We start from the raw sequence: 23,323 nt of genomic DNA, 5'->3' as shown, positions 1-23,323 counted from the left end.
AACAGATTACATACATTAGTGTTATTAACGTGACCGCAAAAAGTAGATATGCATTTAACACCTGCATATTTTTTTATTATATTAGATATATGTAATAAAAAGTTCCTACTTTTGCGCGCCTAAAAATAACATCATATATAATTAATTAGGCGACAATACGTTTTAGATTAAAAAATAAATAAAAAGTTATGGACAAAGAAAGTAAGTTTTACACAGATTTTTTATTTCCGACAAACAACTTTTTGATGGGTGCAAGTTCTGCGATAAATTTGAGCGGAAATTTTTATGAGTATAACGAATCTGAAAACGGAGATGCTGACTCAATAGCCATTCGAAGCGATTTCAGTATGATTGGACAAGATATTAGGGAGGCAAAAGAAAATTATGATAACCGGAATTTAGAACCTTGTTTATAAACAATAAATGTCAAAACAACACTCTCAGCAACAAAAGCCCTACCCTACAGAAGAAGCTAAAAATCAAGTTAACGGCGTTTCCTTATTGGAAAAGCAGGTTATGGAATCTGAACCAGAATTGTTCAAGAATATTCCACACGACAAGCGAACAAGAATTATTAGATCGGTTGCAATAAGCATGAAGAAAACTCATAGCGGACCAATACCAGACCCTGCAACTTTAGCCAGTTACAATGAGATAATCCCCAATGGAGCTGAAAGGATAATGGCAATGGCTGAAAAACAATCAGATCATAGGATTGCTATGGAATCCAAAGTTATAACTTCACAGCAGAATCAAAGCGGACGTGGTCAACACTACGCATTTATAATTGCTATTCTCGTTTTATTGGCATCATTCATATGCATTTTTACTGGCCATGGAATAGAAGGAACAATAATTGGCACGCTTGATCTAGTATCATTGGTAACTATATTTATTGTAGGGAAACAGTATCAAAAATCAAATTTAGATAAGAAAAATCCTAACTAATATTTAATCCCCCTCCTAATCAATAGAAGGGGGATTTTTATTTTAAATCTTAATTCCGTTGTCTCTTAATGATTGCCCCAATGGATCCGAAGTAGTAGATTTTGGAGTAGTGTTTTCCGCAATCTTATTGAGAAGGGTTGTATGACCCTCAGTATTATCCGCACCACGTAGAGTATTGGCAGCTATCTTTTCCAGGGCAGCTAATTTTGATCGGCCTATCTGCAGCATATCCCCCATGGTCAATCCGATCTGCTTCGTAGCATCATACTGGCCCTGCTGTAACCCAAGCATTCGATTGGCGGTATCTTCCTTTAGTGCTTCGCCAACGATGGCGCCGGATATGCCTGTTTTTTTATCTGGCTCCTTCGTTTCCGGTGCTGTTTTATTTATATAATCTAACCTTTCCTTACCGTACTCGTCCGCTTTACGAAGCTGTTCACGTAGTAATGCGTCTTCATCAGCCGATATGTTCCCATCAATTAATGCTTTATCCAGCATTTCATAATAGTCTTGAAGGAATTTTTCAGTAATATCTCCTTTTAAAGAGTTTAGCAACCCCCTACGTATCGCCTTAGTGAGTGCATCTTCTACGCCACCTACACCATCCGTAAGACTGTCCATGAACTCATCAACAATAGTACTAAGGCCAGCGCCAACATTTTCAGCTCTTAATTGATTTTTCAATTGTTCTGCCGACTCGTTAGCTTTTATTAAATTTTGAACAATAACAGCAGTACCAGAATCCAATTTCCCTTCGTCAAGTAATTTTTCAAGTTCTCTTATATCGGTTGGTAGAGTATTAACAGCGCCTTTTTTAATCAAGTCCTTTATTAATAAACTTGTCATATCACCGCCCAATTTCCATTCTCCGGAATTAAGTTTTTCAAGTTGTTTATCAATTGCTTTATCTCCGGTTAGCTGATACTTACCGTTTAATTGTTGCTGATATTTAGCCTGATTCTCAGTTGCCTGTTTAATTGCTTCATTATACTTTAATAGCCTATCAGTACCGTAAGCATCATTAAGCAATGAGATCTGCCTTTCAAGTGATTTATTTAGGGCCTCAGTTTGCTTATTTTGCAAGTCCCTGGCGTATGCAGCTTGCTCTTCTCGTTGAGCAGATCTGTCGAATAAAGAAAACACAGATTTGAAAATCGAGATACCGGCACCAATCATTCCAAGACCAGCAGTCAGTTTATCTAATGGAGATGCTCCTTCTTTATTAAAGTCTGACATCCCTTTCTGAATGTTCCCAACCTGACCAACGACATTAGAGACAGTTCTTAATACTTTGCCAAAAGCTTCATCGATACTATCTACTTCTGACGCTAACTGATCAATTTGATTGGCTAATGCAATTAACTCCTCGCCTGCTTCTTTAGTTCCTTTAATGATTGCCTTCTTGGTTTTTGCAAACAGCGCTTCCGTTTCCTTAGCTACTTTATCAGAAACTAATCCAGCACCTTTATCATCTGCAAGTCGTTTACTAGCCACCTCCAGCGCTGCTAATGCTTCTTTTCTTGATAACTTTTCAATACCTTCAATCAGTTTCTCATACTCATCAAGTTTTTTACTGTTGGTATCAACCAGGTCCTGAACATCTTTATCATAGGCCGCTTTTCGTACTGCTTGCTGACGAGGATCATTGATCAACAATAAACTGTCAGCTTCGAAATCGGCTTTCAGCTTATCCATTTTCTGACCATAATCCATGAAATCCTTTAAGAGGGTTTCATAATGCTTTTGGGCTGCTTCCTGCTCCTTCTTATCCTTATCAGCTTTACGTTGTGCTAATATTGCGTCCTTTTCAGATTGTTCATCGGCTTTTAAGGTGCCAAAAACTTGATCTTTACTAACATTTTTACCATTGATTTTTACAGGCTTGTTTCCAAATTCTTCATAAAACTTCTTAGCCTCTACCCGCATTGCCTCATACTTATCTTTTACGGCTTGTATTTCCGCGTCATCATTAGAAAGCGTTTTCCGGAATGAAGCATTATGAATGTCAGTTAGTTTTTTAGACAAAGATTCAGCAGCACTAAGGGCAGCATTTAACGCCTTAGTAGATGCCTTAGTGGCTGCACCTGTATCAGCGCCTAATACTCCTCCCATTTTTTTCGCTTCCTCAGAGGCGGTTTTCATCAAGGATGAAGCATTATCTGTAAAGTCCTTCTTTTCTTTCTTTAACTCCTTATGCCTTACTTCTTTTCTTTTTTCTCCTTCTTCCTTTAAAGCCTTTTCGTAGGCACCAGAATCAAAGGTTGAAACTCCGAATTGAGATCCACCGCCACCTGCAGCAGCCCCTCCTACAACTTTATCAAAGGAGTTTGCAAATTCTTCAGTTTTCTTTCTTGACAGTTCCTGTATCTCGGCAGCCTTCTCAGCTGCTTTTTGTAATTGAAGATTAGCGGCAGCTTTATACAAGGTCATCTGTATATACGCATCAGCGTTCTTAACCAAGTTTGCTTCCACTTCGTCAAGATTTTTTACTTGCCCGGCAGTAACTCCTATTGACTTATTGTATTCATCTACAACTGCTTTTTTATCATACAACCCTTTCTTTGCCAGATCAACATTGATTCGAAGTTGTTCAACGTTTTTAACAGCTTGCGTATAATCTCCACCCTTCAAGGCTTCACTAACGGCAGTTTGAGCCAATTTAACCTGGCTAAGTTTGCTTTTAAATAAATCAAGACTTTTGATATACTCCATTAAAGGATCAATGGCAAATGCAAGCACGCCTGCAATCCCCATCCCTGGTAAAATGTTTGCAATGGTTTTCAACCCAGACCATGCCTGATTAAGGTAGTTACCTACGTTCCTCCCTGATCTACCCGTTGACTTTTCTAATGATAAGACCTGAGTATTCAGCCTGCCGACTATCCCCTCCAATCGCTGGCCAGCTGGCGAAGCACGTTCAGTTGCCGACAACCTATCAAAAGCAGTTTGTAGTCTTATCAATGCGGCCCTTCGAGCCTCAGTTGACCCCTTAGCATTAAGCTGCTCTCTGATGTTATTTTTAAGTTCCTTGGTTGCTTGTGACTGTAAGTACTTTTCTTCTGCCAGTAGTCTTGCCTGCTCTTTCGCTGATAGAGTTTTCCCTTTTATAGCGCCATCCGCTTCCTTTGTAGCTGAAGAAGTCTGCTTCATTATAGCATTCAGCCTTTCAATTTCGGCCTTATACTCCGCTGCGCCGATTTTACCAGCTGCGAAATCCTCATTCAGCAATCTAACGAGCTCTGCGGTACCACTGGATGCCACACGCCCACCGCCTGCCGCTCTTCCGGCATTCGACAAATCAATTTCGGCTTGAGAATTACCAAAGTCAACAGGTCGCTTAACCGATGCAGCCTCCTTCTTTAGCCTTATTTCTTCTCTCAGTGCCGCCTGTGTGGCTAAGCTTGCCGCTCTGTCTGCTTTGGTAGTCTCTGCTTTCGCCTTCGCCAGTTCTAGCGTTTCCTGCTTAATGCGAATTACTTCTTTTTGATATTCCGTTAAAGGTTTAGTATCAAAAGTTTTAGCGGAAATGTCTTTCGGAAGGCTTATACCAACCGTTGATAAATACTTTTCAAAATCCTTAACATCCTTCTTTGCCTGGGTGAAATCAACTTTACCCTGAAACCCTAATATCTCACTCATCCCTTTTCATTTTAAAATAAATCCCACGCTTCTTTTACTTCCGGTTTCTGACCCTTATCAGCAGTATCGACTTCATCATCATGCTTAGGAATACTAGCTAAATACAACACGTAGTTATCCCAAGTCATTTCCATTACTGTGTCTGGAGTCCATCCAAAGTATTTGCAGACTGATCCAATGTTGCTATGTGGGAGGCTATCAACTCGCTCCCGTCGTTTGGACTTGCCTTTGTTTTTAGGATCGTTTCCGTCCCCTTCATTAAGACAATAGAATTTGAAAAAGACTGCATCCCTGCGTTATCAAATGCGGCCTGTAGTGCAGTGTACATATCATCCGCATCAATATTGTCCTCCAGAAACTCAATAAGCTCCGGCGCAGGTTCAAACTTATTGTTTTGAATTGCTGCAGCAACGATATGAGCCACAATTGGCATGTTATCGTTAACGAGTTTGATGTTCTCCGAGTGATCGTCATGTAGGCTGTCAACCAGTAATGCAGCATTACCAGCAACTCGGTACATGTTTTTTACCACGCAGGGCCATATCTCAAATGTCCTGGATGTTTCTGGCTCAACCATAATCCCTTTACGGAATAACACTTTATCCCAAAAACTACGGATATAAGTAGGCTGATCCACTACTCGAATCGGCACCGTAATCTGGTGCACCTTCTTTCCAGTTAGCGTATCAGTTATTGATTTTAATATAAATTTCTCCTCCATATTTTGTTTAAATAGAAAGCCCCGAACCCATTATTTAGGCCGGGGCTTTCGTTCAATCCCTTTCGGGAATTATTTATTGTCTTTTTTAGGCTCGGTTTTCGGTTTGACATCAGCAATCAATTCAAGGAAACCGGTGCCTTCTGGACCATGACGGTCTGCTAATTCATTACTTACCTCCCCTTCCCAACCTTTCACGTACATCGAACTAGAGGCCGATACCATAAAGTCGATTAAAATTCTAACCCTAACCATGACTAAGGGATGATTGTTGAATCAATAGCAGTACCATCAGCCAACACCCATGTTTTAATTGAAATAGCATCCAACGATCCTGTAGTGGTTTTAAACGAGTCAAGTTTTGCAGTGATAAGCAATTGCTGTACTGTAGTTTTTGACAAGTTGTTAGCGTAGGTAGTCGTTGCATGGGTATTCGGAATAACGATAACGCATTTACGTCCGTCCTTCATTGGTCTGGTTGTGATCTTGAATGCCAGATCTGCAATCTTACGTTTTGCAAGCAAAGTTACCTTTGTAGTAGCAGGCGTGTAAACCACGTTCTCCAGCAACTGCATTACCTCTGGTTTTTGCTCCAACAAGCCTACCGTTAGGGTGTCAGGTTCTCCTGGTGTGTAGAATGTAACGAACGCTACATCTTTGTCCTCAGGAACAATGCTCGATTCAGTGTCCGCATTTTTAGTGTACAGAACCGTATCAGGCGCAATATTTTCTAACGTTACCCAAACTGCCGTTGCAATACCTGCTTCGGTTTGGAACGCCGGGGCAACTTCGATTTTCTCTATTCCCCCTACTACATTTGTTGCCATAATTTATTTGTTTTATGCCCGTAGGCGGTTTTTAAATTTGATAATTGTCTTGTATCGAATGATATTTAAAGGGCACATTTACAAAGTAACTTCCATCCGTGTCGCGCATTGGGACTGCTCCACCATCAACAAAAACCCTGAATGTATCATGGTACTGATTGTCGATCAATGTAATTATTGACTTGCCCATCGCGCTTAATCGTGCTTGATCTGGAACCCTTACTCCGTCCTTTGTAATCGTCGGGACGTAGCCATTGACATTTCCTGATCCAATCTGCTGCTGCGTATTGGTGATACTAAGACCATTTACAACTAGGTCGGCAAAATCAGTACGGCCATCCGGTCGAAGGTTTGGGTATACCTTACCATTAATGGTAGAAGTTAGTACAGGAACGTTAACCAGGCTCCGCACATCAGTAACCATGTCGAATACATCTTTCATCTGTATGCCCCCCATGTTTGCAGCACGTAAGCTGTAAATTCATCAGATGACCCGTTTACTACGTCCTTGCCTTTAGCCTGAACATAACTTGCGTAATCTTCTCCTGCCGCTAGGATTAATACAATATCATTCCTTCCGGCAAGGTTGATAGCTGTTGTTTCTGCTAAAGCTTCACCCTTTGCTTTTCCTTCAACTCCCGTTGCTTCCAATGGGAAATAACTTTCAACGATAACCCCGTTTTTTGCTATTGCAAAACCGACCGAAGACACCAAGTTATAGGTGATGTTGTTGTAAGGATTGGCAGCATAGACCTTTTTACGGGCTTTTGTCGTAAATTCCATTCCTTTTTTACGGAGTAGATCAACGACCTTATCGATCTTCTCATTTACCTTTTTCTCCATGTAATCATGGATAGACTTCATATTGAAATTAGCCTGCACGCTGATCATACATCAATCCTCCATCCTGTTAAATGACCGCCAGCATAAACGTCAAGCGCTGGGCCCGTGAAGTGAGTAATATCACCTTCAGTTACAGTCAAGTGTGTAAACGTAGCTGGCATTATAGATCCAATCGGCACGCGTATACGTCCCCTTTGTTGCACCTCCACATTGTCCTGGTTCTTAAAAACCTTTCCAGATGCAGAAACATATCGGCAAGGAACGGTCACAACGTCTCCATCACTTCCTGGTATTGGAAACCCTGTTACAGGATCTTCACCACCAGTTGTGCCAGGCAAAGTAAACGTAAGTATATGTGGTCTTCTCAAATCCATTATCCGAAGTTTATTTGTCTCACAATTGGCTTAGCTACTACCACCAAAAACGGATCAACTAAGTTCCATTTCCTCATTATCGCACTGTATATACCCTTCAGGTCAGTGGTGTATTTAATCGACACATCATCCTCCTTGATTTCCGTAACATGGATGGTAGTTAAAAGAAGCCCCGCGTAAACCATATCAACTGCTTTCTCGTCGGCTTTCGTGTAGTCGGACGCACCGTTCAACTCAGCATCGATAAGGGCTTTGTCAATCCTACCTGATGGTAAGGTGATTGAAATGGTGTCAATAAGGGCTTCTTTTATGGTCATTATGCTTCTTCGATTAAGCCTTGGTTTAACAGATTTTTCAACCTATCCTCGTTCAATCCTTCAATAGGATCACCAGACTCGTAAACCTTGCTGAAGTCTTTGCTATCACGGAAGGATTTACCTTCGGCAACAACGTAAGAAGCGAATAAGTCTACTTCCTTTTCTTTAGCTGGTTTACCGGTCATTACTGGCCCGCCTTCTGCTCTCGCAGTTGACTTCTCAATAATATCCTCTACGAATGAAGTAGCATGCTCTTTGAAGCTTTCGAGTCCTGCCAAAACCTTATTGTTGCTATCCAGCACGGTCTGATTGCTATCTATGATAGTTTGAACCCAATCAGGAGTTTCGGCCACTAATAGCGTGGCAGGAGTTTCAATAACCGCGGCTGCTGGCTGATTCTCTTGTCCCGTAGCATTTTCAGCAGCACCCTCCGCACCTGGTGCGGGAGTGTTTGCTTGTTCGTCAATGGTTGTTTGCTTTGCCATTATGCCTGAACGATTTTAGAATCAGTTTGAAATATTTGATCCACATTGGTGATTACAGGTAACTGACGCGCTTGTACGTCTGTCCACTCCCCAAAAGGTTTGTGAGTAACGTATTTAGAAACGAGTGTTCCGAACTCACCTGTCCTGTATTCGATTGATTTAGAACGGTGACTATCTTCCACGACTTTTTTCCAGACTAAATAACCCACGTTGGTATCTGTCAAATAGATAACTTTACCCTCATCCCATGCTTTAACGGTTTTCTTAACCCCGTCTTTCTCGAACTTAACAGAACGATCAACAATGATAATATTAACCCCTAATTCCGCCTCCAACAATTCCTTGAATGAAAGATAAGCAGGTGTCGGTTTGGTTGTTCCAAAGTTGCCTATACTTGTAGCGTAACGAGTTGCCGCTTCAGCGGTTTTACGAGCCACATTGAATGTTACCTTGTCCAGCATAATGTCTGAAATGGTTTTCCCTTTAGCGTCAGCTTTAGAGATCATTTCTTCCATATCGCTGATCGGTGTTGCAGCAGCAGCGTTTGTCCATACTACTGGCACACCTGCTTTATTATCGGTAATATAACCGTAGTCCACACGTACGCCTGTACCTACGTTTTCAGTATCCGTTAGAGCAACACCAGAAGATAGTCCACGAAGGAATAAATACTCTTTTTGCTCCTCAATACCTACTAAAGTACGTTTGGCGTCGTCGAATAACTCCGTTACAATCTCAGACACATCTGCTTGTTTAGCAATCAATGTATCAAGTTGATCTAACTGATTTTCGTTCATTTTAAGCTCCATACCCATTTTAGGTATATCGCCGGACGCCGTCTGTAATGAAGGACGGCTTTTTAATGGCAGAGGAGAATCCATTGCCACAACGTCCGCTGCTACGTTCTGATTATCAGAAGTAATAGAAGCCCATTTTCCGTCAATAGACTGCTTCGGTGTAAGCATTGATTTATGGAGGTAAGACGGTGCTTTGTCTGCTCCATTAATTGTCTTGGTCACAAGGGCCATAAACCCTGTGAAGTACTTTTGAATGTACGTTAAGAATTTTGACTGATCCATTATGTTAAGTCCCCCCTGAATTTAATTTCGTTTAACGTTGCAGTCATAAACGCTGCTTTAATTGATGCTACAGAGAAAGGCGAAGCGTTTTCATTCACGTATCCTTCAAGCATTACAGCCGCAAACGGGCGTTTTGTCAGAATGGTCGCGATTAAAACACCGACATAAGTGTGACCAACAGGCAAAGTGTCGTATACTGTGTTTCCAGTAGTCAACGGCATCGGCTTGTAGTTCTCTGTTGCTGTTTCTTTGATTATGATATGACCAGCATTGATCACATCTAAAGTGTATCCAGTCGTATCTAACGACTTCCCACCTTTAATAGCGGCTTGAACCTCAATGATAACAATACTGTCCTTTGAGTTGTCAACGCTTACGCCATTATCGTTAAGATTAACGGTTACTGCCATTTGTTAGATTTTAAAGTTTGTAAATGCTGCATCAACCTCTGCAGCTGAGGCTTCTTTTGTACTTCCTGCAGGCTTCCCCCCTGCACCACCCACTGGTCGTTCTCCGCCTAAACTGTTGTTGGTGCTAGTCTGGATAACTATCCCGAGTGCAGCTTCTTTTCTATCAAGGAATGCGTTAAGAGTCTCTTCATCTTGAAATGACCTCTCTTTTACATCTAATAGAACATCTGCCAGTATCTCAGGGTAATCAGCATACTTGCTTTTCAGCCTAGTTTCAGCGGCACCATAAAGGGTGGTTGCCACTTTTTCCTGACCGAACTGAGCTATTACCGCGTCTTGTTTTTCAAGTTTCTCCATGATCAATCGCAACGCTTTCTCGGTTGCTGTTTCATTTGGATCTACCTCAATAGGCGCTGGCTTACCATCGGCAATAGCCTTTAGTCTTGCTGCTTCTTTGTCGGCTGCATCTTTTGTAGCTTTCCCTGCCTGGTAGTCATCGTACTTCCTTTGATCATCGAACGACCAAATTTCGTTACGGGCATTTAATACCGCGTCGATTTCATCGTCTGTAGATTCATCAGTCAATCCAACACTTGCCTTTTCAGTGATGCCATCAATCGATTTTTTAGATAACGCCACGCCTGCGAACAATGCCTTCAGTCGTGCGGGAATCTTAGTTTTAAGTGACATAATATTTGTTTTGAGTTTGTTTGCTGAGTTGCAATCCGGTAATTAATCGTGCTACACCTCGCGATTTGAACCCAAATTTACCTCGCGCAACCCGCCTGATAAACCAAGTAGACTTACTACGGACGCATAGTAAATAAACTGCCACCAACACCCATTTACCAGATCAGAAATAACCCGAATCGATTTAGTTAATTGTGCACAAGACTTGTGTTTTTTACTAATATTTTTAGTATTTTTATCGTCCTAAATTTAGATATCATGGAAACGCCATTATGGATGCAAGTAAGAGAATCGCCGGGGGCTGCTGCCAAAAAAGCTATTTACCAGGAGGCAATTATCTCTGGATGCTGGATATTTTCAACGGTCAGCAAAAAGTGGTATACACCTGATGAATTTATGGCCTCAACTGAAACGGTTCATATGCACAGGGATAAGGATGATGGGCGTAAGTTTGTTGTAAAACATCCTTTAGTTGGGCTGCAAGAAAGGATTGATTTGTTGCATCGGACCGCTAAGGAGATTGATGAATTCAATAAAAGACTCCACAATTATTACGAACTTCGACGTAAGCAAACAAAACAACCACACCAACGTTAATCCAATTATGTGCAATAGAGCCTCTGTTAAAGTTACTGGTCATGAGATTGCGAAGGTGATGAACGCGCCATTTCCAGATGCCGACAAGTTTACGCCCGTGTTTGATGCGAATGGATTTGATCGCCCGCATATGCCGGTATTAGCAAAGGGAGAAATAAGATTGATGGATTGGGGGCTTATGCCCAACTGGCCGAGCAAAACACTATCTGAGCAGCTTCAATTATCAAAATTCACGCTGAATGCTCGGAACGATACGATATTTGAGAAAGCGTCCTTTAAAAATAGCATTTGGAATGAAAACCCCGACCAGGTAAAGCGGTGTGTAATCCCATTAACTGGATTCTATGAGCCGCATACTTATGAAGGAAAGAAATATCCGTTTTACATATACCCTAAAAATGAACCTTTCTTTTACGTTGCAGGAATTTACAGCTTTTGGAAGGACCCCATTGGAGGCGATTGGCATGTAACATTTTCTATGATTACAACTGAGCCAAACCGAATACTAAAGAAGATACATAATGTAGCCACCACGAGTGATGATCAGCGAATGATTGTTATTTTGGAAAAGAGAAATATTGAATTGTGGATGGATCCATTGCTGCCAAAAGAAGGAGTAAAACAATTGATGCAGCCATGCCCGGAGGAAATTATGGGGGCTCATTCGGTTAGCCGGAATTTGTACTCGCCAAAAGTAGATTCAAATACTCCTGAGATAATTGATTATTTTCCCTACGAGGATCTTAAATTTGATGATGAATTATACTATGGATTTAACCTAAAATAACTATGGACCCATTTGAAATAAACTTAGTAGGCGAAACTCTCTGGGTAATGCCGCAAGCCGACGGAACTTTTCAGATCTTCCGTGGTGAAAATAAAATAGCAACCCTCACTCCTTCTATAGACGAGGCTACCGGGAGCATAATTTGGGAAACTGCTGAATTGATATCCTTGGAATATGTGAGACAGATAGGAGAATTAATTGAGGAACATGAAATGTAGGTTATAAATTCGTCGGCTTCGTTTGATCTTCAATGAAGTCCAATAATTCCTGCTCGAAAGGCTTCAATACTTCACTTTCAGTACCAGGTTCATCATCAATCCAAATAGTGCCTAATAGTTGTCCGCTTTGATCAACAACTTCATACCCCCAGCAAATCCCGCTCCGGTTGATTAATTCAACCGTTTGGCCATTGGACATTGTATAAGTGTATGAAAACATAGATCTAATTTAATGAAATTGTGCCACTAATTCAATTACTCCTTCTCCCCATTAGCCTCATTCACAATATCCAGTAACCGTTGCAACCTCCATCGAACCGGTTCGCACACCCTAGGGGTTCCATTCCTAAGGATTTCAAAAGACTTTTGAAGAAACCCCTGAACATTGTTGATTTTAACTCCTGTAGCTAATTCTGCTGTTTCTGGTAATTCAATACCGTGAAATGCTGCTTCCCACTCTTCTGCTGTCGTCATGTTACTCATGCGGCGAAGGTAAAAATAATTCGAGTGCTGCTTGGCTCAATAATTGGATTTTCTTATCTTTACTTCGAGAGCGTTAATTTAGGGTCACAGTCGGAGATTGTGGCCCTTCTTTTGTTTATGATGCAATGGTCATTCTCCCCCTTCATTAATATCGACCAGGTACGCCTCCATAGGACTTAGTCCGGCTTCATAAGCATGACGAAAGGAATCATGGTCAAGGTTGAAATCGTAAGGCCTTACAACAAGTGTATCAACATCAACTCCAAACACACCAGATCCAACCATAATGAGAGTTAGCATTGAAAACCATTGAGCATAGGGTATGTTTTTCATCTATTTAAGGTTTAAAGTGTTAATGATAATAAGGGGTTGAGCATCTCATGCACCATGCTATTCCCCGGTGCGTGCCATGAGTTAAAACAGGAATGGTACAATGACACCACTTGTCACCATGTTCGTCAGGCAGAGGCTTCCTGTAACCATATAGAGGTGATTTACTTTGGCGCTGCTTTTCTGTTTGATCGTCGCTAGGCTGCTTATACATCCCCATTCCCTACCCCCTTGCTGTTTAATGTTTTATTTGCAATAGTTACAGCTACGCTAAATAATTGAGCTTCACTTTTACCGAAATATTTACCGTTATCAACGTGCCAATCAATTGAATTTATTTTCTCCAAAGCCTCCATGTACTTAGCGTTGATCGCTTCCAGTTCTGCTATGCGGGATTGAAAATTATCAGAGTATTCTTCCATACATGTTTTAATCATTGTTCTCATTGTGGAATCTGGTGATACATTCCAGCCAGTAACATCAAGTTGATTTTCAATGATTGCGTCTTTAGTCTGATCCTCCACACTCTTCACCTGTGGTGCTTCCTGTGGGTTGTTTTGGTTGTTGCTCATGGTTTTAGATTTCAAATGATAAATTAACTTTTACGCAGTGCCAACCATACTTTCGGAGTTGTGGCCATGTATATACGTAAGGTTTGCCGGATTTTGTTTTAGTCATTTCTTGAATACTTTCTTTACGCGTCCATTTCAGAGTTGATTGTAACGCTACGTCAATTTTTACGCCCTTAATCAATATACACATCCACATCTGGTCTACTCTCGGCTTCACCTTCCCTTGCTTATCCATTGTTATCCTCCTTTAAAATTAAATCGTACTTTTCGTTAGTAATTTTAAACTCAAAACCACCTTTATCATCTATCCATGAAAGCATCTGTTTTTTATTTAGTATTCTATTCAACAGATTGAACCATTTAATACCTCCATATTTTCGACACCCTTTATAAATAACTAAATCAGTTTCAGAATCCTTTATTGTAAAGTCAGGATCAACACTTATGGTTTTCATGCACCCCCTCCTTTCTGTCTAAGCTTCAACCATCCGACTAATTGCACGCAAGCATCAAAAACAGCTTCAATTTTAGAAACATACGATACCGAACCTCCATGCTCGTTATTTTCAAGATCAACAAAGTCACATAAAAAACCGCCGTCTGAATAATTACCATGTATACGTGAATCGTAACCTAATGATTCAATCTTTTCAACTACCGCCATTAAACTGCTCCAATTGTCATGATGATTACCTACACCTGATCCAAATCCTATCTCAGGATAGAAATCTTCATACCCTTTTTCTTCGATCCATTCAATACATTCCGCATATGTATCGAATTTTTTATCATAAGACTGATTGTCTCGTCGTGCCTGAAATTTAACTCCCTTAAATTCGCTTAACAGGATGTTTCCCTCCTCCTGTGTAGGCTTAACTGTTGTTTGTGCTTTCATGGTTATGGGGTTAAAGTGTTAATATCAATTGCTAATCCTCGGCCTATCAGGTTGTGAATGTCGAAGTGCCATTGTAAAAGACGATGTATTTTCCAGTATTCCAGACTATCAGATTTACCAGAAATAAGCATTCTCATGTTAAACTGGCTATCTTTTATCGAGGTAGATATGTAGTCTATGAACTTATCTTTCTTTTCGTTAATGCAGAGAATCTTTGATAATTCAACCTCAGTACAAGGCCTAAGCATTGGCTTAACGTCACAAATATTAAATGTATATTCATGATCACTGCTAAAGATCGTAACCTCATCAATACCTAAGTATGCTATTTTGCAGATTTGGTATATTTCTCTTTCATCATCGAAGTGCTTGAATTGTACTTCATAAGGCAAATACCCTGCTATTTCTTGTAGTTGTAGTATGTCTTTCATAATTACTTTGTTGGGGGTTGTGGTAAAAACAATACTTGTGTTATTTCAGCAGTAGGATGGTCTTCATTGAATCTTCTAACGCTACCGTCATCGAATGCTAACATTATAAAGTCGGAATCCGAAGTGTTGAATTTCTTTATCAGATCATCATCAGCTTTCACCTTATCCCACGCCACCCACTCCGGTTGCATTTGGGAGATAGCCTGTTGAGCGTACCTTTTACATGCTTTTTGAGGAATATCATTTAGATCAACAAAATCAGGGGTGTGATAACTGTACACTTGATACCATCCGGTATATCCTTCCTCCATTGCAACCTCATTCAAGAAGTCAAGCATTGTTTTTATTTGTCCTGTAGGTTTCATTGTTCCTCCTTGTTTAAAGATTCGATTAATGCATCCGAGTTCATGACAGCATACTTACTTTTACCTTTAAGCAACCAAGCCACGTAAGGCTCACCATAAGTCTGTATACTATCCTTTCCACCTTCCATATCTTCCAACTCATAGAATGGCGCTGATTCACCGCAAATAGTTTCTTGAATATGCAGTGGTAATGATTCAAAGTTGTTAGGTAGTGTAGCAGCAAAGTGTTCACGTTTAGTTAAGCCTAAACTGGTTTCATTTTGCAATGATGCTGATTGAGTTAATATAGGTTGTATTGGATCATTTGGGTTTGTTTTCATTTCTCTTTGTTTATTCTTCTTTAGTGTTTGGTTGAATTGATTAGGATGGTTATGATGGTCCACAACCTTCACCGAATGCGCCAGCTGGTAAAATCCATTTCTCGTCATCATTCATTATTATTTGCAAATCGTAGGTACTGGACATCGAAATAGCTGTCAATTCTGCTGTTATTGATGGATAAGGAGTGCCAAGCTTATTTAAATCCCTAACGCTTATTTTACGCTTGATAGTCACACCGAACGACTCTTCATACCCCATTACCTTTTCGCCGCCTTCAGGGTTGATGAAAATTGCGCTGGCAAACTGATCAGCATTGCCGAAGATGCAGAACATGCAGCTACACCTTGAAAATCCAAGATAATAGCAAGGATGTACACGAACTTTATGCCTTTCAATTATTTCCCAAACTTGTTGTTCAGTCCAGTTCTTTACCGGGCGCCAACGGTCAACAAAACGTTGAAACTCCTTGCCGTTCCTCAGATCAGCCCTGTCTGGTTCTAATTCTGCATATTCGCTTCTGGCTTTACTTTCTTCTCCGCGCTCCCCAGATATGGTGCATACTTTTAAGCCTCTAAACCTTTCTTGGTTTCTAATGCCACAAGCGCCAACATCAATTTTTAGATAGGCAGAACACCACCGAACTTTTAAATCAGCCGAAACCTGTGGAAATTTCATCCTTGTATTTTCTTTTCCTCTATCCCCGCCAATAGTTACTATTTCACCATCTGGCGTAACGAATGATGTCGGAGCAGTCAACGAGTCCTTACGTAGCATTTCCCTTAAAAATCCGCCTTCTTTCCAGGAGAAGTAAATATCAATCCCGAACGCGTCAGCAAAAGCCTGACAATATGCAGGAGTACATACCCAATCCATAAATTTCTCACCCTGGCCGTCAATATTATGGTGCCACAACTCAATCTTTTCTTTTGGTATTCCAGATTCAAGCAGAAGTAAAACACACGCAGTGCAATCCTTGCCCCCAGAAAAATAAACGATGTATTTATCATAGTGAATTAATCCGTTTTTATCGAAGAATGCTGATTGTTCCATACGTTTTACCTTTTAATTACCAGATTCCCGGCACCCCAAAAACCGGAGACTATTTCAACCCCGGTTTTCAAAACTTGCTATTGGATGGTTATGCCTCTTTAAGTATTAAATAATTATTACTTTCAACATCACCGCCCAACGATGTAATTAAGGTTCGCAATGATTTAACAGTAGATTCATAACCATCACATCCATTTGTATAATCAACAAATCCGTAAGCTTGACGGTAGATTCCGTTTTCATGTATTTCAAGCATAGTTTCAGAGTCTAAGACCACATCCTTAGCTTGCTCTTCGGTAATTTCGGACAGACCGGAAACCGATATCCAATCCCCTTCAGGCAGTTTAACTGGAATGGTTTTGTATTCCTTATCAGGGTTATGGTTTTCTAAGTATTTGGTTAGCTTGGAATAATCCGACAGCTGATTTTCAGTTACACCATTCTTTTCATTCCAAACTTTAAAGATTACGTATCCCATATAAACTGACTTGCTTACGTAATTCTCTGGCATTTTGATAAAAAGCCATGATTTGCCGTTGTGTTCGTGTGAAAGTATATTATCCATGACGCTATGATTGTTTTCTACCACCTTAAGCGCAATCCGGTTAGGAGTTGCGCTGGTTGGAGGCTCAGTCGTATGTCTTTCGATATTCAAATGTATAACGTTTATTCTACATTACCAAGTATTTTGTATTATATTTATTCTACAATTGTATATTGTTTGTTCTACATTATTTTCATACGTTTGTAGAATGGATTTAAAGCAATTCTTAAAGGACAACCCATTGATTAAGCAAGCTGAACTTGCCAGACTTATGTACGGAGTTGACCACGCTACAACTAAACTAGCGAACAAGCTATCGGGAGCAAATAAACAACGAATCACACCTGAAGACGAAAGGCTTGCTATTGCTGCCTTGAAAATCCTTGGTGCCAATATTGAAAAGCTTAAAGCCCTCGAATAGCCCTACTTAAGCACCCATATAACAACCCCCGCAATCACCATCACTATCGCTAAGGAATAAACTAATGCAGCAGCAGCTCCCGGACCTGGTGTTTGATCTTGTGGATTGATTTCCATAATTACCTATTGTAAAGTTTATAAAACATGAGCCCGATCAGGACTATCCCGATGACTATTAATGTGTATGGGTGGGCGGTAAGCATGTTACTGCTCTCCGTTTCTATCGGCAAGATCCCAAGCTTTAGCGTTATGCCTCCGGCCTTCTAATGCTGCCAAATGTTCATCAATCTGCTCACCATAATGTGTGCCTACCTGCTTTTGTAATTGCTTGAACAGGGAGACGCTCTCGGCCTGTTGTCCTTTCAATTCCTTATTCTCTCTCTCTAAAATCGCTGTGTTATTCATATCGTTATGCCCATCCGGTGCCGGTGTCTTTTTAAGCTTCCGCTGCAACTGACTAAGGTTTTTATGGCGGAAGCTCTGATTATTAATTAATTGTTAGTTATCTGTGGATGTATCACCAAATAGGCGATCATTGCTATTACCACCACTACCCAGATGGTGATTAGTTTTTGGCCTGTGTTCATTACTGCAGGGATTTGTAGGCGTGCAACATATCTTCGAGATCGGAGGGAAAAAGATTCATGGTATTGCTTCCGTCAAAAACCCTTATAGTTCCATCTTGATGGATATTGGCGGTTTTTTTACAATACAATTTGACTTCGACAGCTTTAGGCTTATTCTGCTCCTCTATCCACTTTTCAGCAGCTTCTTTGGTGGAGAATGCTTTACTCTCAATATGCCTAACAGGGTTGCCGCGGTCATTGGTAGTGAAATGAGAAGTGCCAGCCGACAACTCCCATCCATTCACAAGTTTTAGGGCTTTGTAGTATGGATCTCCTATGTATAACGGTACGCCATCCTCGGACTTCATTACGAACACCGGCGATTTAATACCTACTTCAGCCGCGAAGTCAGCGAAGGGGATGAGTTTGTAACTGTTGCTATACCAACTAAATCTATCTTCGTAGGTAAGAGCGGTTGAAGCTGATTCGCCAAAACCTTTGTAAGTCACCTCAAATGGACTCTCGTTAGATGACCACTTCCACCCCTTTGCCTCATAATGCTCCATCAACAACTTAAACTCACGCTCGTTGTTGACCTGGATTGCGCAGAGACCGGATAGGATTGAAGGTTTTTCAGCCGCCTCTTTTGATAGTAAAATGATTAACTCTTTTAATGACACCACTGCACATGGATATAATCCATAAGCCATACGCCACTGACGGTATTCTTCATTAAAATAGATAAATCGGTGATCGTTATATCGATATGAATTATCTACATTTTCGCCTAATGCCTCTAAAATACTCTTAACTTGTTTTGCTTCGATTCCGTCTTTTAATAAGACTTTTACTTGGTGTTTCTTAAGCTTAGCCATTGGACACCTCCTTTCTTGCTGACTTAGTTCTTTCAGTTAAATAGGTGTACAGTAAACAACCCCACCAACCTGCCAAAATCTTCCCGTCGAAGTTATCGAAAAGCCATCCGCACAGGATAACTATTCCTACGATAAACCCAAATGCAGCTACAAATGATAATATTATCTTAAGCATGATTACCTGTTTAATAAAGGGTTGAAAAATCCACCGTAATAAAGTATTACAGCGCCTATGACCAATGCGCAAACCTGTGTCCAAGCGTCATGCTTGCCTGTTTTAGGTTTCCCGTGTTGTACGATGTTAATGCCCAAGCCAATGAAGGCAAGTGCAAACCAAATCAATTGTGGAATCATATAATAAATTTTAAATTTCACTACCAAAACCCCACTGAAGGGGTAATAAACAAGCGGCAGTCACCACAACTACCGCTCTAACCAAACACACAATCCTTCCCCTAATGGGTTCGCCTTGCTTCATCAATCCCGGACATAAGCTAACCTATTGGTTGTCCGGCCTAATCCCTCACAAGGGCTTTATCGTTATAGAACTGATATTCTATTTACGTTCATTATAGAACGTTTATTCTATTGCCATACACCGATAGGATTACCCTGTGGGCTGGACTTTAATGGCGGGGCGCTGCGACTTCTAGCTTATGACAGCAAAGATGGTCCTGGTTGTGCAGCGCCTTTACCCGTGTTGAATCGTGGATTCGAACCACGGACCATCTCCGTATCAGGGAGAGACTCTAACCAACTGAGCTAATTCAACAAATAGCAGTCTTTCCTGCTGGTCATTTCGCTTACTTTGAAGCTAAAAAAGTCATCCATTTTCAGATTGGCATCTACAACATCCACCGTTTTTTAGACAAAGGGGCTTTTCCTGATGTTGTCTTACTTCTGCTCCTTGTGGACCAAACAGGGATCGAACCTGTATGCAACCTGTTACCGTTTCAACTGGTTATGAGCCAGAGCGGATATTGGTCCGTTTGCCGGTCTGTTCCCGGCTGTCAAAAAATAATAAAACTTATGAATGGTTATTACCAAAAAAGAATAACACCTATTAGATGTTATTCCCTCTCCTGCACTTATCTCTGCCTTTCGCTGAAACAAATATACAACTATTAACCTAATTAACAACTGTTAATTAAAAATAATTTTTTAGCGTTTTTTACGCGATGATCTGGGATCAAAATAATGCGTTTTTGGTTTTTCTTCCTGTTGTGCATGAATCACAAAGTATTCCATTATGAGTTGATTAATTCCAATGCCAAGGCTGATTGTAAAGTTTTTCATAATTAATTCACCCCTCCTATGGGTTTGTTATTAAACACCTTCACGTCCGTTAGACCATTCTAAATAATTTTGCACTTCATCCCGAAGTATATCTATTGCGCTTTTTGATTCGGGGAATGTCTTAGTCTTCCATCCGCCACCCCAGGGGGTGCCAGGTTCATTACTGCTATAAAATAAATTACAATGGGTTTGTTTGGGCTGAATAATAAATTCAACACGTTCGATTGTTGTTATTGCATTTGCCATAATTAATTCAATGTTGATGGTAATAGTAAATAATCTTTTAATTTCATTTCAACTGGCGTTAACAATACAATTTTGTTGTTGGTAATATTAATAGCCGGCTTAACTTTAGTTTTAGTCATATAATTTAAGCCCTCCTGAATGGAAGGCGGTTGTTTACTCGTTAATTGGAGCCACTGGCTTAGTCTTAGCCGCCAACTCCATTGCCTTCGCTTGCGCTTCTTCGGCCTCGGCTTTAATCTTTTCGTATTCTGCAGCGGGATCAGCTGAAAAGGCTAATTTTGCTATTGCCGTTTCCTTGCTCATCAAACCAGCACCAACCAATGAAACGATATTGCCATACTCCTCAGTAAGGTTACGTGGTAATTCAATTTTGAATTTCGGCTTCATGACCAATCCTAAAGATGGCTCAACCTGGTTATTGATAACCGCCATAGCTGATTTAAGGAAGTTTAAATTCCTTTGATGGAATATGCCGATTGAACCCTTTTGTTTACGCTTTGCCTTGTTAGTCGAAGGCAGCAACATCATTTCGATTGTTACACCTGGTAGATCTCCTGATATATCTTCGAATTTAAGATCAGGTGTTGCTGTCTCAATGAATATATCATTACGTAGATTCTTACGTTCATTACTCGCTGATTCCTGACCACCTTCAGCTTCAACATACCTAAGATCAGCCTTATCGCCTTCCATTTGGAATGTCTTACGAGTATTAGAGGCACCACCACCATTAGCAGCTATGATCTGGCCGGTAGCTACAAGAATTGGGAATGCACTCTGTTGGTTTTCATCAGCGGTATCAGAATCTATCTGCTCAACACGTTCAATCTTAGCACTAACATCGGCCCACTCTGGACGCTTCTGTTCGTCAAGGATGAAGTTTGCTTTGCCGTATTGAGTTTTTGTTGATTTCTCTAACACCCACCCGCTGCCTTCGCCTTGGGTAAACGTCATGTAAGCCTCCTTCAGGAAAAGATCCATCTTTTCGATTTCCTTATCGCCTGCTTTGACTTTGTATTTACGTGCAGCGCCTATCATGTCCTTGAACTGATCACGAATTGGGATGATGATATCTCCATCTTCTGGGCTCAATATTGTGCAGCGCATTTTAAACTTAGCTCCTTTATTTGGAGTGATATCCGCCCAATAACCTTCTTCTGCTTCAACACTGTACCAAACAAGCAAAACAGCACCGAAGCGTTGCTTTAATCGTTCAATCTCCATGGCTAAATAATCAAACTTATTATCCTCCAAAGTCTTTTTAACCATGGCAAGCATCACCTCATCAGTGGTAATACCTTCACGCGGTGAACAGTCGATTTCTACGCCTCCAGAAAGGGCGAGGTCAACAGACCAGTCAATGATCAGCTTTTGTGTGGCGCTAGGGATGCGATGGACTGGTTTTGTTTCAGGTCTATACTCTGGCTCATTCTTATCGTTCATAGTGCCAGTGGGCACATCGACCTTACGATCTGGCCTGTACTGAAGATCAGTAACTACCTTATGCTCCTCTGGCTGAAACTTTAACGCTTCCTCCGGTATCTCAGGCGCAAGCTCAGTGATCTTATCAACCAGTTTTTTTGGATCTGCTAAAAGTTCGGTAAGTTCCTGTAATTCCATAGTCAAACGCACCCTGAATGGGTGGCAAACAAAAATACCCCGCTAAGTGCGAGGTATGGAGTAATGCGGTTTACTAAGGGAGGTTGGTAAGCGTTACAGCACGACCAGGCCTCGTTGCAGGCAATCCCAAACTAAGGGATAATGTTGTTCAATATGGACTTCTATTCGTCGTTGCAGATGATCGTTTGCATCTTCCAGGTCTTTATTAATCCATTTGTAGGTATTTCCCTCCTGGCGTTTCAACCCGACCCCCCTTATATTCAATTGTCGTACTCTCATGTATTTTAGATGACTATCAGATTTATACCTTTCGATTTGTCTCTGCAAAAGAGTAGGTTCTTGGTTGAGCAATGCTGTATTTGTGTTTTGATATATCATACGCTATCCCTTTTTTAAATTCCTACCCCCGCCTCACGTAACACCCTCTCACTTACTGCCTCAAATTTCTTATTAGCCTTTTTACGCTTTCTCGGAATGCGAGTTTGCTTATTGAACTTCAAATAAAAAAGATCAATCGTTTTACCACTAGATGCTTTAATTCTCATTATACCAACTCCTCCCAAGGCCAAATCTGCAGAATCCAATCTTCAGTATCCTCTCTCTCAATCATATCGAAATCCGGATCATGAGCTAAAGCTTCACAGTTCTTGCATGCAAAACCATCTAAGTAAAAACCGCCTCCATATGACGAATAAATACTCACGGGCTCTAAACCTTCGCAGCTGCATCGATTGCTAGGATAAGATCTCCAGTTGTCAGCTACCTCCTTTTGGGTAGAGTAGTGTTTCGTTGAACACACATCACTTGTACCGTAGTACTCATAAAAACGGATTGTGCCGTCTTTAAATTTGATTGCCCCTGTTACATTGCTCATAATTCCTCCTTTGTGTTAACATCCCAAACCTTCTCCTGGACAACACTGGCCCCATGAGCATGCAGCACCTCCTCCATCTTATCCAGAGTTGGCACGCGTTTACCGTTCTTCCATAGGGAGATCAAAGCCTTATCAATACCCGACTTTGCTGCAAAGCCCTTCTGACTGATCATCTCCATAAACGCTTCCCGTGTCCCCTCTATCTGCATATCCAATAAATAATCAAACCAATAATACCCAAGATAGGAATCAACTCCCACCAAGCAAAATGCCAGGTTTTATCTATGTGCAGTTCAGCATCATCGCCTTTAATCCAAGCCTTTAAGTAACCAAAAATCTGTTTGAACATAATACATTCGTTTTAATTAAATAAAAATTTGGTAACTTTATCACTTCAAAGGAAGAACTGGGAGCCTTGCCCCCAGTTGGTCTTTAGAAAATGATTAGCTTTATTATCAGCTTAATCAGCTTTCTTACCGATTTGAATGTTGCCTTGAAACGAA

General features: G+C 40.8%; 39 protein-coding genes and 1 tRNA gene. 7 read left to right on the top strand and 33 right to left on the bottom strand.

The window, feature by feature from the left end; genetic code table 11:
- Window positions 1-188 precede the first annotated feature (188 nt).
- On the top strand, window positions 189-416 hold the full coding sequence (locus tag B9A18_RS00715; RefSeq protein WP_084286750.1) for a hypothetical protein: 228 nt from the start codon (window positions 189-191) through the stop codon (window positions 414-416).
- A gap of 7 nt (window positions 417-423) precedes the next feature.
- The gene (locus B9A18_RS00710) at window positions 424-948 is read left to right on the top strand and encodes a DUF2335 domain-containing protein (RefSeq protein ID WP_084286749.1); all 525 of its coding nucleotides are present in this window, start codon (window positions 424-426) and stop codon (window positions 946-948) included.
- Window positions 949-990: 42 nt separating this feature from the next.
- On the opposite strand, the gene B9A18_RS00705 is transcribed toward B9A18_RS00710, so the two are convergent.
- From B9A18_RS00705 to B9A18_RS00650, 12 genes are all read right to left on the bottom strand, one after another.
- Window positions 991-4,587 carry a hypothetical protein gene (locus B9A18_RS00705; protein WP_084286748.1) on the bottom strand — a complete coding sequence of 1,199 codons (3,597 nt, stop codon included), beginning with the start codon at window positions 4,585-4,587 and terminating at the stop codon, window positions 991-993.
- A 133-nt stretch (window positions 4,588-4,720) separates the two neighbouring features.
- Window positions 4,721-5,308 carry a hypothetical protein gene (locus B9A18_RS00700; protein WP_084286747.1) on the bottom strand — a complete coding sequence of 196 codons (588 nt, stop codon included), beginning with the start codon at window positions 5,306-5,308 and terminating at the stop codon, window positions 4,721-4,723.
- A gap of 69 nt (window positions 5,309-5,377) precedes the next feature.
- Window positions 5,378-5,560, bottom strand: a complete 183-nt coding sequence (locus B9A18_RS00695) for a hypothetical protein (protein WP_084286746.1) — start codon at window positions 5,558-5,560, stop codon at window positions 5,378-5,380.
- Window positions 5,561-5,562: 2 nt separating this feature from the next.
- Window positions 5,563-6,132 (bottom strand): hypothetical protein, encoded by a 570-nt coding sequence (locus tag B9A18_RS25260; protein WP_084286745.1) that lies wholly within the window; start codon window positions 6,130-6,132, stop codon window positions 5,563-5,565.
- Window positions 6,133-6,163: 31 nt separating this feature from the next.
- Window positions 6,164-6,574 (bottom strand): hypothetical protein, encoded by a 411-nt coding sequence (locus tag B9A18_RS00685; protein WP_084286744.1) that lies wholly within the window; start codon window positions 6,572-6,574, stop codon window positions 6,164-6,166.
- Entirely contained in the window at window positions 6,571-6,975 is a 405-nt protein-coding gene (locus B9A18_RS00680; protein WP_144009342.1) for a hypothetical protein, read from the bottom strand. Before B9A18_RS00680 ends, B9A18_RS00685 begins: the two co-directional genes overlap by 4 nt.
- Before the next feature lie 44 nt (window positions 6,976-7,019).
- A complete protein-coding gene (locus B9A18_RS00675; protein ID WP_084286742.1) occupies window positions 7,020-7,349 on the bottom strand; it encodes a hypothetical protein in 330 nt (109 codons plus the stop codon).
- Complete coding sequence (locus B9A18_RS00670; protein WP_084286741.1) at window positions 7,349-7,666, bottom strand: DUF6706 family protein; 318 nt, start codon at window positions 7,664-7,666, stop codon at window positions 7,349-7,351. The genes B9A18_RS00675 and B9A18_RS00670 overlap by 1 nt, the downstream gene beginning before the upstream one ends.
- Complete coding sequence (locus B9A18_RS00665; RefSeq protein WP_084286740.1) at window positions 7,666-8,151, bottom strand: hypothetical protein; 486 nt, start codon at window positions 8,149-8,151, stop codon at window positions 7,666-7,668. The genes B9A18_RS00670 and B9A18_RS00665 overlap by 1 nt, the downstream gene beginning before the upstream one ends.
- A complete protein-coding gene (locus B9A18_RS00660; protein ID WP_262497637.1) occupies window positions 8,151-9,179 on the bottom strand; it encodes a major capsid protein in 1,029 nt (342 codons plus the stop codon). Before B9A18_RS00660 ends, B9A18_RS00665 begins: the two co-directional genes overlap by 1 nt.
- A gap of 50 nt (window positions 9,180-9,229) precedes the next feature.
- A complete protein-coding gene (locus B9A18_RS00655; RefSeq protein WP_084286738.1) occupies window positions 9,230-9,640 on the bottom strand; it encodes a hypothetical protein in 411 nt (136 codons plus the stop codon).
- Window positions 9,641-9,643: 3 nt separating this feature from the next.
- Window positions 9,644-10,330, bottom strand: a complete 687-nt coding sequence (locus B9A18_RS00650) for a hypothetical protein (RefSeq protein ID WP_084286737.1) — start codon at window positions 10,328-10,330, stop codon at window positions 9,644-9,646.
- Window positions 10,331-10,588: 258 nt separating this feature from the next.
- Between B9A18_RS00650 and B9A18_RS00645 the strand changes: the two genes are divergently transcribed.
- From B9A18_RS00645 to B9A18_RS25095, 3 genes are read left to right on the top strand one after another with little or no spacing between them, the layout of a single operon-like run.
- Window positions 10,589-10,927: a hypothetical protein gene (locus B9A18_RS00645; protein ID WP_084286736.1), complete on the top strand. Its 339-nt coding sequence runs from the start codon at window positions 10,589-10,591 to the stop codon at window positions 10,925-10,927.
- Between the two features lie 7 nt (window positions 10,928-10,934).
- Window positions 10,935-11,714, top strand: coding sequence for an SOS response-associated peptidase (locus B9A18_RS00640; protein ID WP_159452561.1), 780 nt, complete (start codon window positions 10,935-10,937; stop codon window positions 11,712-11,714).
- 47 nt (window positions 11,715-11,761) lie between these two features.
- Window positions 11,762-11,932, top strand: coding sequence for a hypothetical protein (locus B9A18_RS25095; RefSeq protein ID WP_159452560.1), 171 nt, complete (start codon window positions 11,762-11,764; stop codon window positions 11,930-11,932).
- Window position 11,933: 1 nt separating this feature from the next.
- On the opposite strand, the gene B9A18_RS00630 is transcribed toward B9A18_RS25095, so the two are convergent.
- From B9A18_RS00630 to B9A18_RS24925, 3 genes are all read right to left on the bottom strand, one after another.
- Window positions 11,934-12,152 (bottom strand): hypothetical protein, encoded by a 219-nt coding sequence (locus tag B9A18_RS00630; RefSeq protein WP_144009341.1) that lies wholly within the window; start codon window positions 12,150-12,152, stop codon window positions 11,934-11,936.
- Between the two features lie 35 nt (window positions 12,153-12,187).
- Window positions 12,188-12,415, bottom strand: coding sequence for a DUF6965 family protein (locus B9A18_RS00625; RefSeq protein WP_144009340.1), 228 nt, complete (start codon window positions 12,413-12,415; stop codon window positions 12,188-12,190).
- 129 nt (window positions 12,416-12,544) lie between these two features.
- Window positions 12,545-12,748, bottom strand: a complete 204-nt coding sequence (locus tag B9A18_RS24925; protein WP_144009339.1) for a hypothetical protein — start codon at window positions 12,746-12,748, stop codon at window positions 12,545-12,547.
- 36 nt (window positions 12,749-12,784) lie between these two features.
- Here B9A18_RS24925 and B9A18_RS25090 point away from each other — a divergent pair, with 36 nt between their 5' ends.
- Window positions 12,785-12,946, top strand: coding sequence for a hypothetical protein (locus tag B9A18_RS25090; RefSeq protein WP_159452559.1), 162 nt, complete (start codon window positions 12,785-12,787; stop codon window positions 12,944-12,946).
- A gap of 5 nt (window positions 12,947-12,951) precedes the next feature.
- Here the strand turns inward: B9A18_RS25090 and B9A18_RS00620 are convergent, their stop codons facing one another.
- From B9A18_RS00620 to B9A18_RS00580, 8 genes are all read right to left on the bottom strand, one after another.
- Window positions 12,952-13,317, bottom strand: coding sequence for a hypothetical protein (locus B9A18_RS00620; RefSeq protein WP_084286731.1), 366 nt, complete (start codon window positions 13,315-13,317; stop codon window positions 12,952-12,954).
- 227 nt (window positions 13,318-13,544) lie between these two features.
- Entirely contained in the window at window positions 13,545-13,772 is a 228-nt protein-coding gene (locus B9A18_RS00610) for a hypothetical protein (protein WP_084286729.1), read from the bottom strand.
- Window positions 13,769-14,212, bottom strand: coding sequence for a hypothetical protein (locus B9A18_RS00605; RefSeq protein ID WP_084286728.1), 444 nt, complete (start codon window positions 14,210-14,212; stop codon window positions 13,769-13,771). The genes B9A18_RS00610 and B9A18_RS00605 overlap by 4 nt, the downstream gene beginning before the upstream one ends.
- A gap of 2 nt (window positions 14,213-14,214) precedes the next feature.
- Entirely contained in the window at window positions 14,215-14,643 is a 429-nt protein-coding gene (locus B9A18_RS00600) for a hypothetical protein (RefSeq protein WP_084286727.1), read from the bottom strand.
- Window positions 14,644-14,645: 2 nt separating this feature from the next.
- Window positions 14,646-15,008: a hypothetical protein gene (locus B9A18_RS00595; protein WP_084286726.1), complete on the bottom strand. Its 363-nt coding sequence runs from the start codon at window positions 15,006-15,008 to the stop codon at window positions 14,646-14,648.
- Entirely contained in the window at window positions 15,005-15,439 is a 435-nt protein-coding gene (locus B9A18_RS00590; protein ID WP_144009338.1) for a hypothetical protein, read from the bottom strand. The genes B9A18_RS00595 and B9A18_RS00590 overlap by 4 nt, the downstream gene beginning before the upstream one ends.
- Window positions 15,378-16,379, bottom strand: coding sequence for a phosphoadenosine phosphosulfate reductase domain-containing protein (locus tag B9A18_RS00585; RefSeq protein ID WP_084286724.1), 1,002 nt, complete (start codon window positions 16,377-16,379; stop codon window positions 15,378-15,380). Before B9A18_RS00585 ends, B9A18_RS00590 begins: the two co-directional genes overlap by 62 nt.
- An 88-nt stretch (window positions 16,380-16,467) precedes the next feature.
- Window positions 16,468-17,034, bottom strand: coding sequence for a hypothetical protein (locus B9A18_RS00580; RefSeq protein ID WP_144009337.1), 567 nt, complete (start codon window positions 17,032-17,034; stop codon window positions 16,468-16,470).
- A gap of 97 nt (window positions 17,035-17,131) precedes the next feature.
- Here B9A18_RS00580 and B9A18_RS00575 point away from each other — a divergent pair, with 97 nt between their 5' ends.
- Window positions 17,132-17,344: a hypothetical protein gene (locus B9A18_RS00575; RefSeq protein WP_084286722.1), complete on the top strand. Its 213-nt coding sequence runs from the start codon at window positions 17,132-17,134 to the stop codon at window positions 17,342-17,344.
- A gap of 203 nt (window positions 17,345-17,547) precedes the next feature.
- Here B9A18_RS00575 and B9A18_RS00570 read toward each other — a convergent pair whose 3' ends face one another.
- The 10 genes from B9A18_RS00570 to B9A18_RS00530 form a co-directional block, all read right to left on the bottom strand.
- Window positions 17,548-17,796, bottom strand: a complete 249-nt coding sequence (locus tag B9A18_RS00570) for a hypothetical protein (protein ID WP_084286721.1) — start codon at window positions 17,794-17,796, stop codon at window positions 17,548-17,550.
- A 133-nt stretch (window positions 17,797-17,929) separates the two neighbouring features.
- A complete protein-coding gene (locus B9A18_RS00565; protein ID WP_084286720.1) occupies window positions 17,930-18,784 on the bottom strand; it encodes a hypothetical protein in 855 nt (284 codons plus the stop codon).
- Complete coding sequence (locus B9A18_RS00560; protein ID WP_084286719.1) at window positions 18,777-18,959, bottom strand: hypothetical protein; 183 nt, start codon at window positions 18,957-18,959, stop codon at window positions 18,777-18,779. The genes B9A18_RS00565 and B9A18_RS00560 overlap by 8 nt, the downstream gene beginning before the upstream one ends.
- Window positions 18,960-18,961: 2 nt before the next feature.
- Entirely contained in the window at window positions 18,962-19,138 is a 177-nt protein-coding gene (locus B9A18_RS25085) for a hypothetical protein (RefSeq protein ID WP_159452557.1), read from the bottom strand.
- Window positions 19,139-19,482: 344 nt separating this feature from the next.
- Window positions 19,483-19,556: transfer RNA gene (locus B9A18_RS00555), tRNA-Ile, on the bottom strand.
- Between the two features lie 554 nt (window positions 19,557-20,110).
- Entirely contained in the window at window positions 20,111-20,326 is a 216-nt protein-coding gene (locus B9A18_RS00550) for a hypothetical protein (protein WP_084286718.1), read from the bottom strand.
- A gap of 153 nt (window positions 20,327-20,479) precedes the next feature.
- Entirely contained in the window at window positions 20,480-21,946 is a 1,467-nt protein-coding gene (locus B9A18_RS00545) for a phage portal protein (protein WP_084286717.1), read from the bottom strand.
- Between the two features lie 93 nt (window positions 21,947-22,039).
- Window positions 22,040-22,225, bottom strand: a complete 186-nt coding sequence (locus B9A18_RS00540; RefSeq protein WP_144009336.1) for a hypothetical protein — start codon at window positions 22,223-22,225, stop codon at window positions 22,040-22,042.
- 265 nt (window positions 22,226-22,490) lie between these two features.
- Window positions 22,491-22,820, bottom strand: a complete 330-nt coding sequence (locus B9A18_RS00535; protein WP_084286715.1) for a hypothetical protein — start codon at window positions 22,818-22,820, stop codon at window positions 22,491-22,493.
- Entirely contained in the window at window positions 22,817-23,080 is a 264-nt protein-coding gene (locus B9A18_RS00530) for a helix-turn-helix domain-containing protein (RefSeq protein WP_144009335.1), read from the bottom strand. The genes B9A18_RS00535 and B9A18_RS00530 overlap by 4 nt, the downstream gene beginning before the upstream one ends.
- Between the last annotated feature and the right edge of the window lie 243 nt (window positions 23,081-23,323).

Source organism: Pedobacter nyackensis (genome assembly GCF_900176505.1).
GTDB classification, from domain to species: Bacteria; Bacteroidota; Bacteroidia; order Sphingobacteriales; family Sphingobacteriaceae; genus Pedobacter; species Pedobacter nyackensis.
This window is presented reverse-complemented; position numbering and strand designations above follow the sequence as displayed.

Coding starts and splice junctions, on each gene's coding strand:
- B9A18_RS00715 (WP_084286750.1), top strand. CDS start 189: ATGGACAAAGAAAGTAAGTTTTACACAGATTTTTTATTTCCGACAAAC.
- B9A18_RS00710 (WP_084286749.1), top strand. CDS start 424: ATGTCAAAACAACACTCTCAGCAACAAAAGCCCTACCCTACAGAAGAA.
- B9A18_RS00705 (WP_084286748.1), bottom strand. CDS start 4,587: ATGAGTGAGATATTAGGGTTTCAGGGTAAAGTTGATTTCACCCAGGCA.
- B9A18_RS00700 (WP_084286747.1), bottom strand. CDS start 5,308: ATGGAGGAGAAATTTATATTAAAATCAATAACTGATACGCTAACTGGA.
- B9A18_RS00695 (WP_084286746.1), bottom strand. CDS start 5,560: ATGGTTAGGGTTAGAATTTTAATCGACTTTATGGTATCGGCCTCTAGT.
- B9A18_RS25260 (WP_084286745.1), bottom strand. CDS start 6,132: ATGGCAACAAATGTAGTAGGGGGAATAGAGAAAATCGAAGTTGCCCCG.
- B9A18_RS00685 (WP_084286744.1), bottom strand. CDS start 6,574: ATGAAAGATGTATTCGACATGGTTACTGATGTGCGGAGCCTGGTTAAC.
- B9A18_RS00680 (WP_144009342.1), bottom strand. CDS start 6,975: ATGGAGAAAAAGGTAAATGAGAAGATCGATAAGGTCGTTGATCTACTC.
- B9A18_RS00675 (WP_084286742.1), bottom strand. CDS start 7,349: ATGGATTTGAGAAGACCACATATACTTACGTTTACTTTGCCTGGCACA.
- B9A18_RS00670 (WP_084286741.1), bottom strand. CDS start 7,666: ATGACCATAAAAGAAGCCCTTATTGACACCATTTCAATCACCTTACCA.
- B9A18_RS00665 (WP_084286740.1), bottom strand. CDS start 8,151: ATGGCAAAGCAAACAACCATTGACGAACAAGCAAACACTCCCGCACCA.
- B9A18_RS00660 (WP_262497637.1), bottom strand. CDS start 9,179: ATGGCCCTTGTGACCAAGACAATTAATGGAGCAGACAAAGCACCGTCT.
- B9A18_RS00655 (WP_084286738.1), bottom strand. CDS start 9,640: ATGGCAGTAACCGTTAATCTTAACGATAATGGCGTAAGCGTTGACAAC.
- B9A18_RS00650 (WP_084286737.1), bottom strand. CDS start 10,330: ATGTCACTTAAAACTAAGATTCCCGCACGACTGAAGGCATTGTTCGCA.
- B9A18_RS00645 (WP_084286736.1), top strand. CDS start 10,589: ATGGAAACGCCATTATGGATGCAAGTAAGAGAATCGCCGGGGGCTGCT.
- B9A18_RS00640 (WP_159452561.1), top strand. CDS start 10,935: ATGTGCAATAGAGCCTCTGTTAAAGTTACTGGTCATGAGATTGCGAAG.
- B9A18_RS25095 (WP_159452560.1), top strand. CDS start 11,762: ATGCCGCAAGCCGACGGAACTTTTCAGATCTTCCGTGGTGAAAATAAA.
- B9A18_RS00630 (WP_144009341.1), bottom strand. CDS start 12,152: ATGTTTTCATACACTTATACAATGTCCAATGGCCAAACGGTTGAATTA.
- B9A18_RS00625 (WP_144009340.1), bottom strand. CDS start 12,415: ATGAGTAACATGACGACAGCAGAAGAGTGGGAAGCAGCATTTCACGGT.
- B9A18_RS24925 (WP_144009339.1), bottom strand. CDS start 12,748: ATGAAAAACATACCCTATGCTCAATGGTTTTCAATGCTAACTCTCATT.
- B9A18_RS00620 (WP_084286731.1), bottom strand. CDS start 13,317: ATGAGCAACAACCAAAACAACCCACAGGAAGCACCACAGGTGAAGAGT.
- B9A18_RS00610 (WP_084286729.1), bottom strand. CDS start 13,772: ATGAAAACCATAAGTGTTGATCCTGACTTTACAATAAAGGATTCTGAA.
- B9A18_RS00605 (WP_084286728.1), bottom strand. CDS start 14,212: ATGAAAGCACAAACAACAGTTAAGCCTACACAGGAGGAGGGAAACATC.
- B9A18_RS00600 (WP_084286727.1), bottom strand. CDS start 14,643: ATGAAAGACATACTACAACTACAAGAAATAGCAGGGTATTTGCCTTAT.
- B9A18_RS00595 (WP_084286726.1), bottom strand. CDS start 15,008: ATGAAACCTACAGGACAAATAAAAACAATGCTTGACTTCTTGAATGAG.
- B9A18_RS00590 (WP_144009338.1), bottom strand. CDS start 15,439: ATGATGACGAGAAATGGATTTTACCAGCTGGCGCATTCGGTGAAGGTT.
- B9A18_RS00585 (WP_084286724.1), bottom strand. CDS start 16,379: ATGGAACAATCAGCATTCTTCGATAAAAACGGATTAATTCACTATGAT.
- B9A18_RS00575 (WP_084286722.1), top strand. CDS start 17,132: ATGGATTTAAAGCAATTCTTAAAGGACAACCCATTGATTAAGCAAGCT.
- B9A18_RS00565 (WP_084286720.1), bottom strand. CDS start 18,784: ATGGCTAAGCTTAAGAAACACCAAGTAAAAGTCTTATTAAAAGACGGA.
- B9A18_RS00560 (WP_084286719.1), bottom strand. CDS start 18,959: ATGCTTAAGATAATATTATCATTTGTAGCTGCATTTGGGTTTATCGTA.
- B9A18_RS25085 (WP_159452557.1), bottom strand. CDS start 19,138: ATGATTCCACAATTGATTTGGTTTGCACTTGCCTTCATTGGCTTGGGC.
- B9A18_RS00550 (WP_084286718.1), bottom strand. CDS start 20,326: ATGGCAAATGCAATAACAACAATCGAACGTGTTGAATTTATTATTCAG.
- B9A18_RS00545 (WP_084286717.1), bottom strand. CDS start 21,946: ATGGAATTACAGGAACTTACCGAACTTTTAGCAGATCCAAAAAAACTG.
- B9A18_RS00540 (WP_144009336.1), bottom strand. CDS start 22,225: ATGAGAGTACGACAATTGAATATAAGGGGGGTCGGGTTGAAACGCCAG.
- B9A18_RS00535 (WP_084286715.1), bottom strand. CDS start 22,820: ATGAGCAATGTAACAGGGGCAATCAAATTTAAAGACGGCACAATCCGT.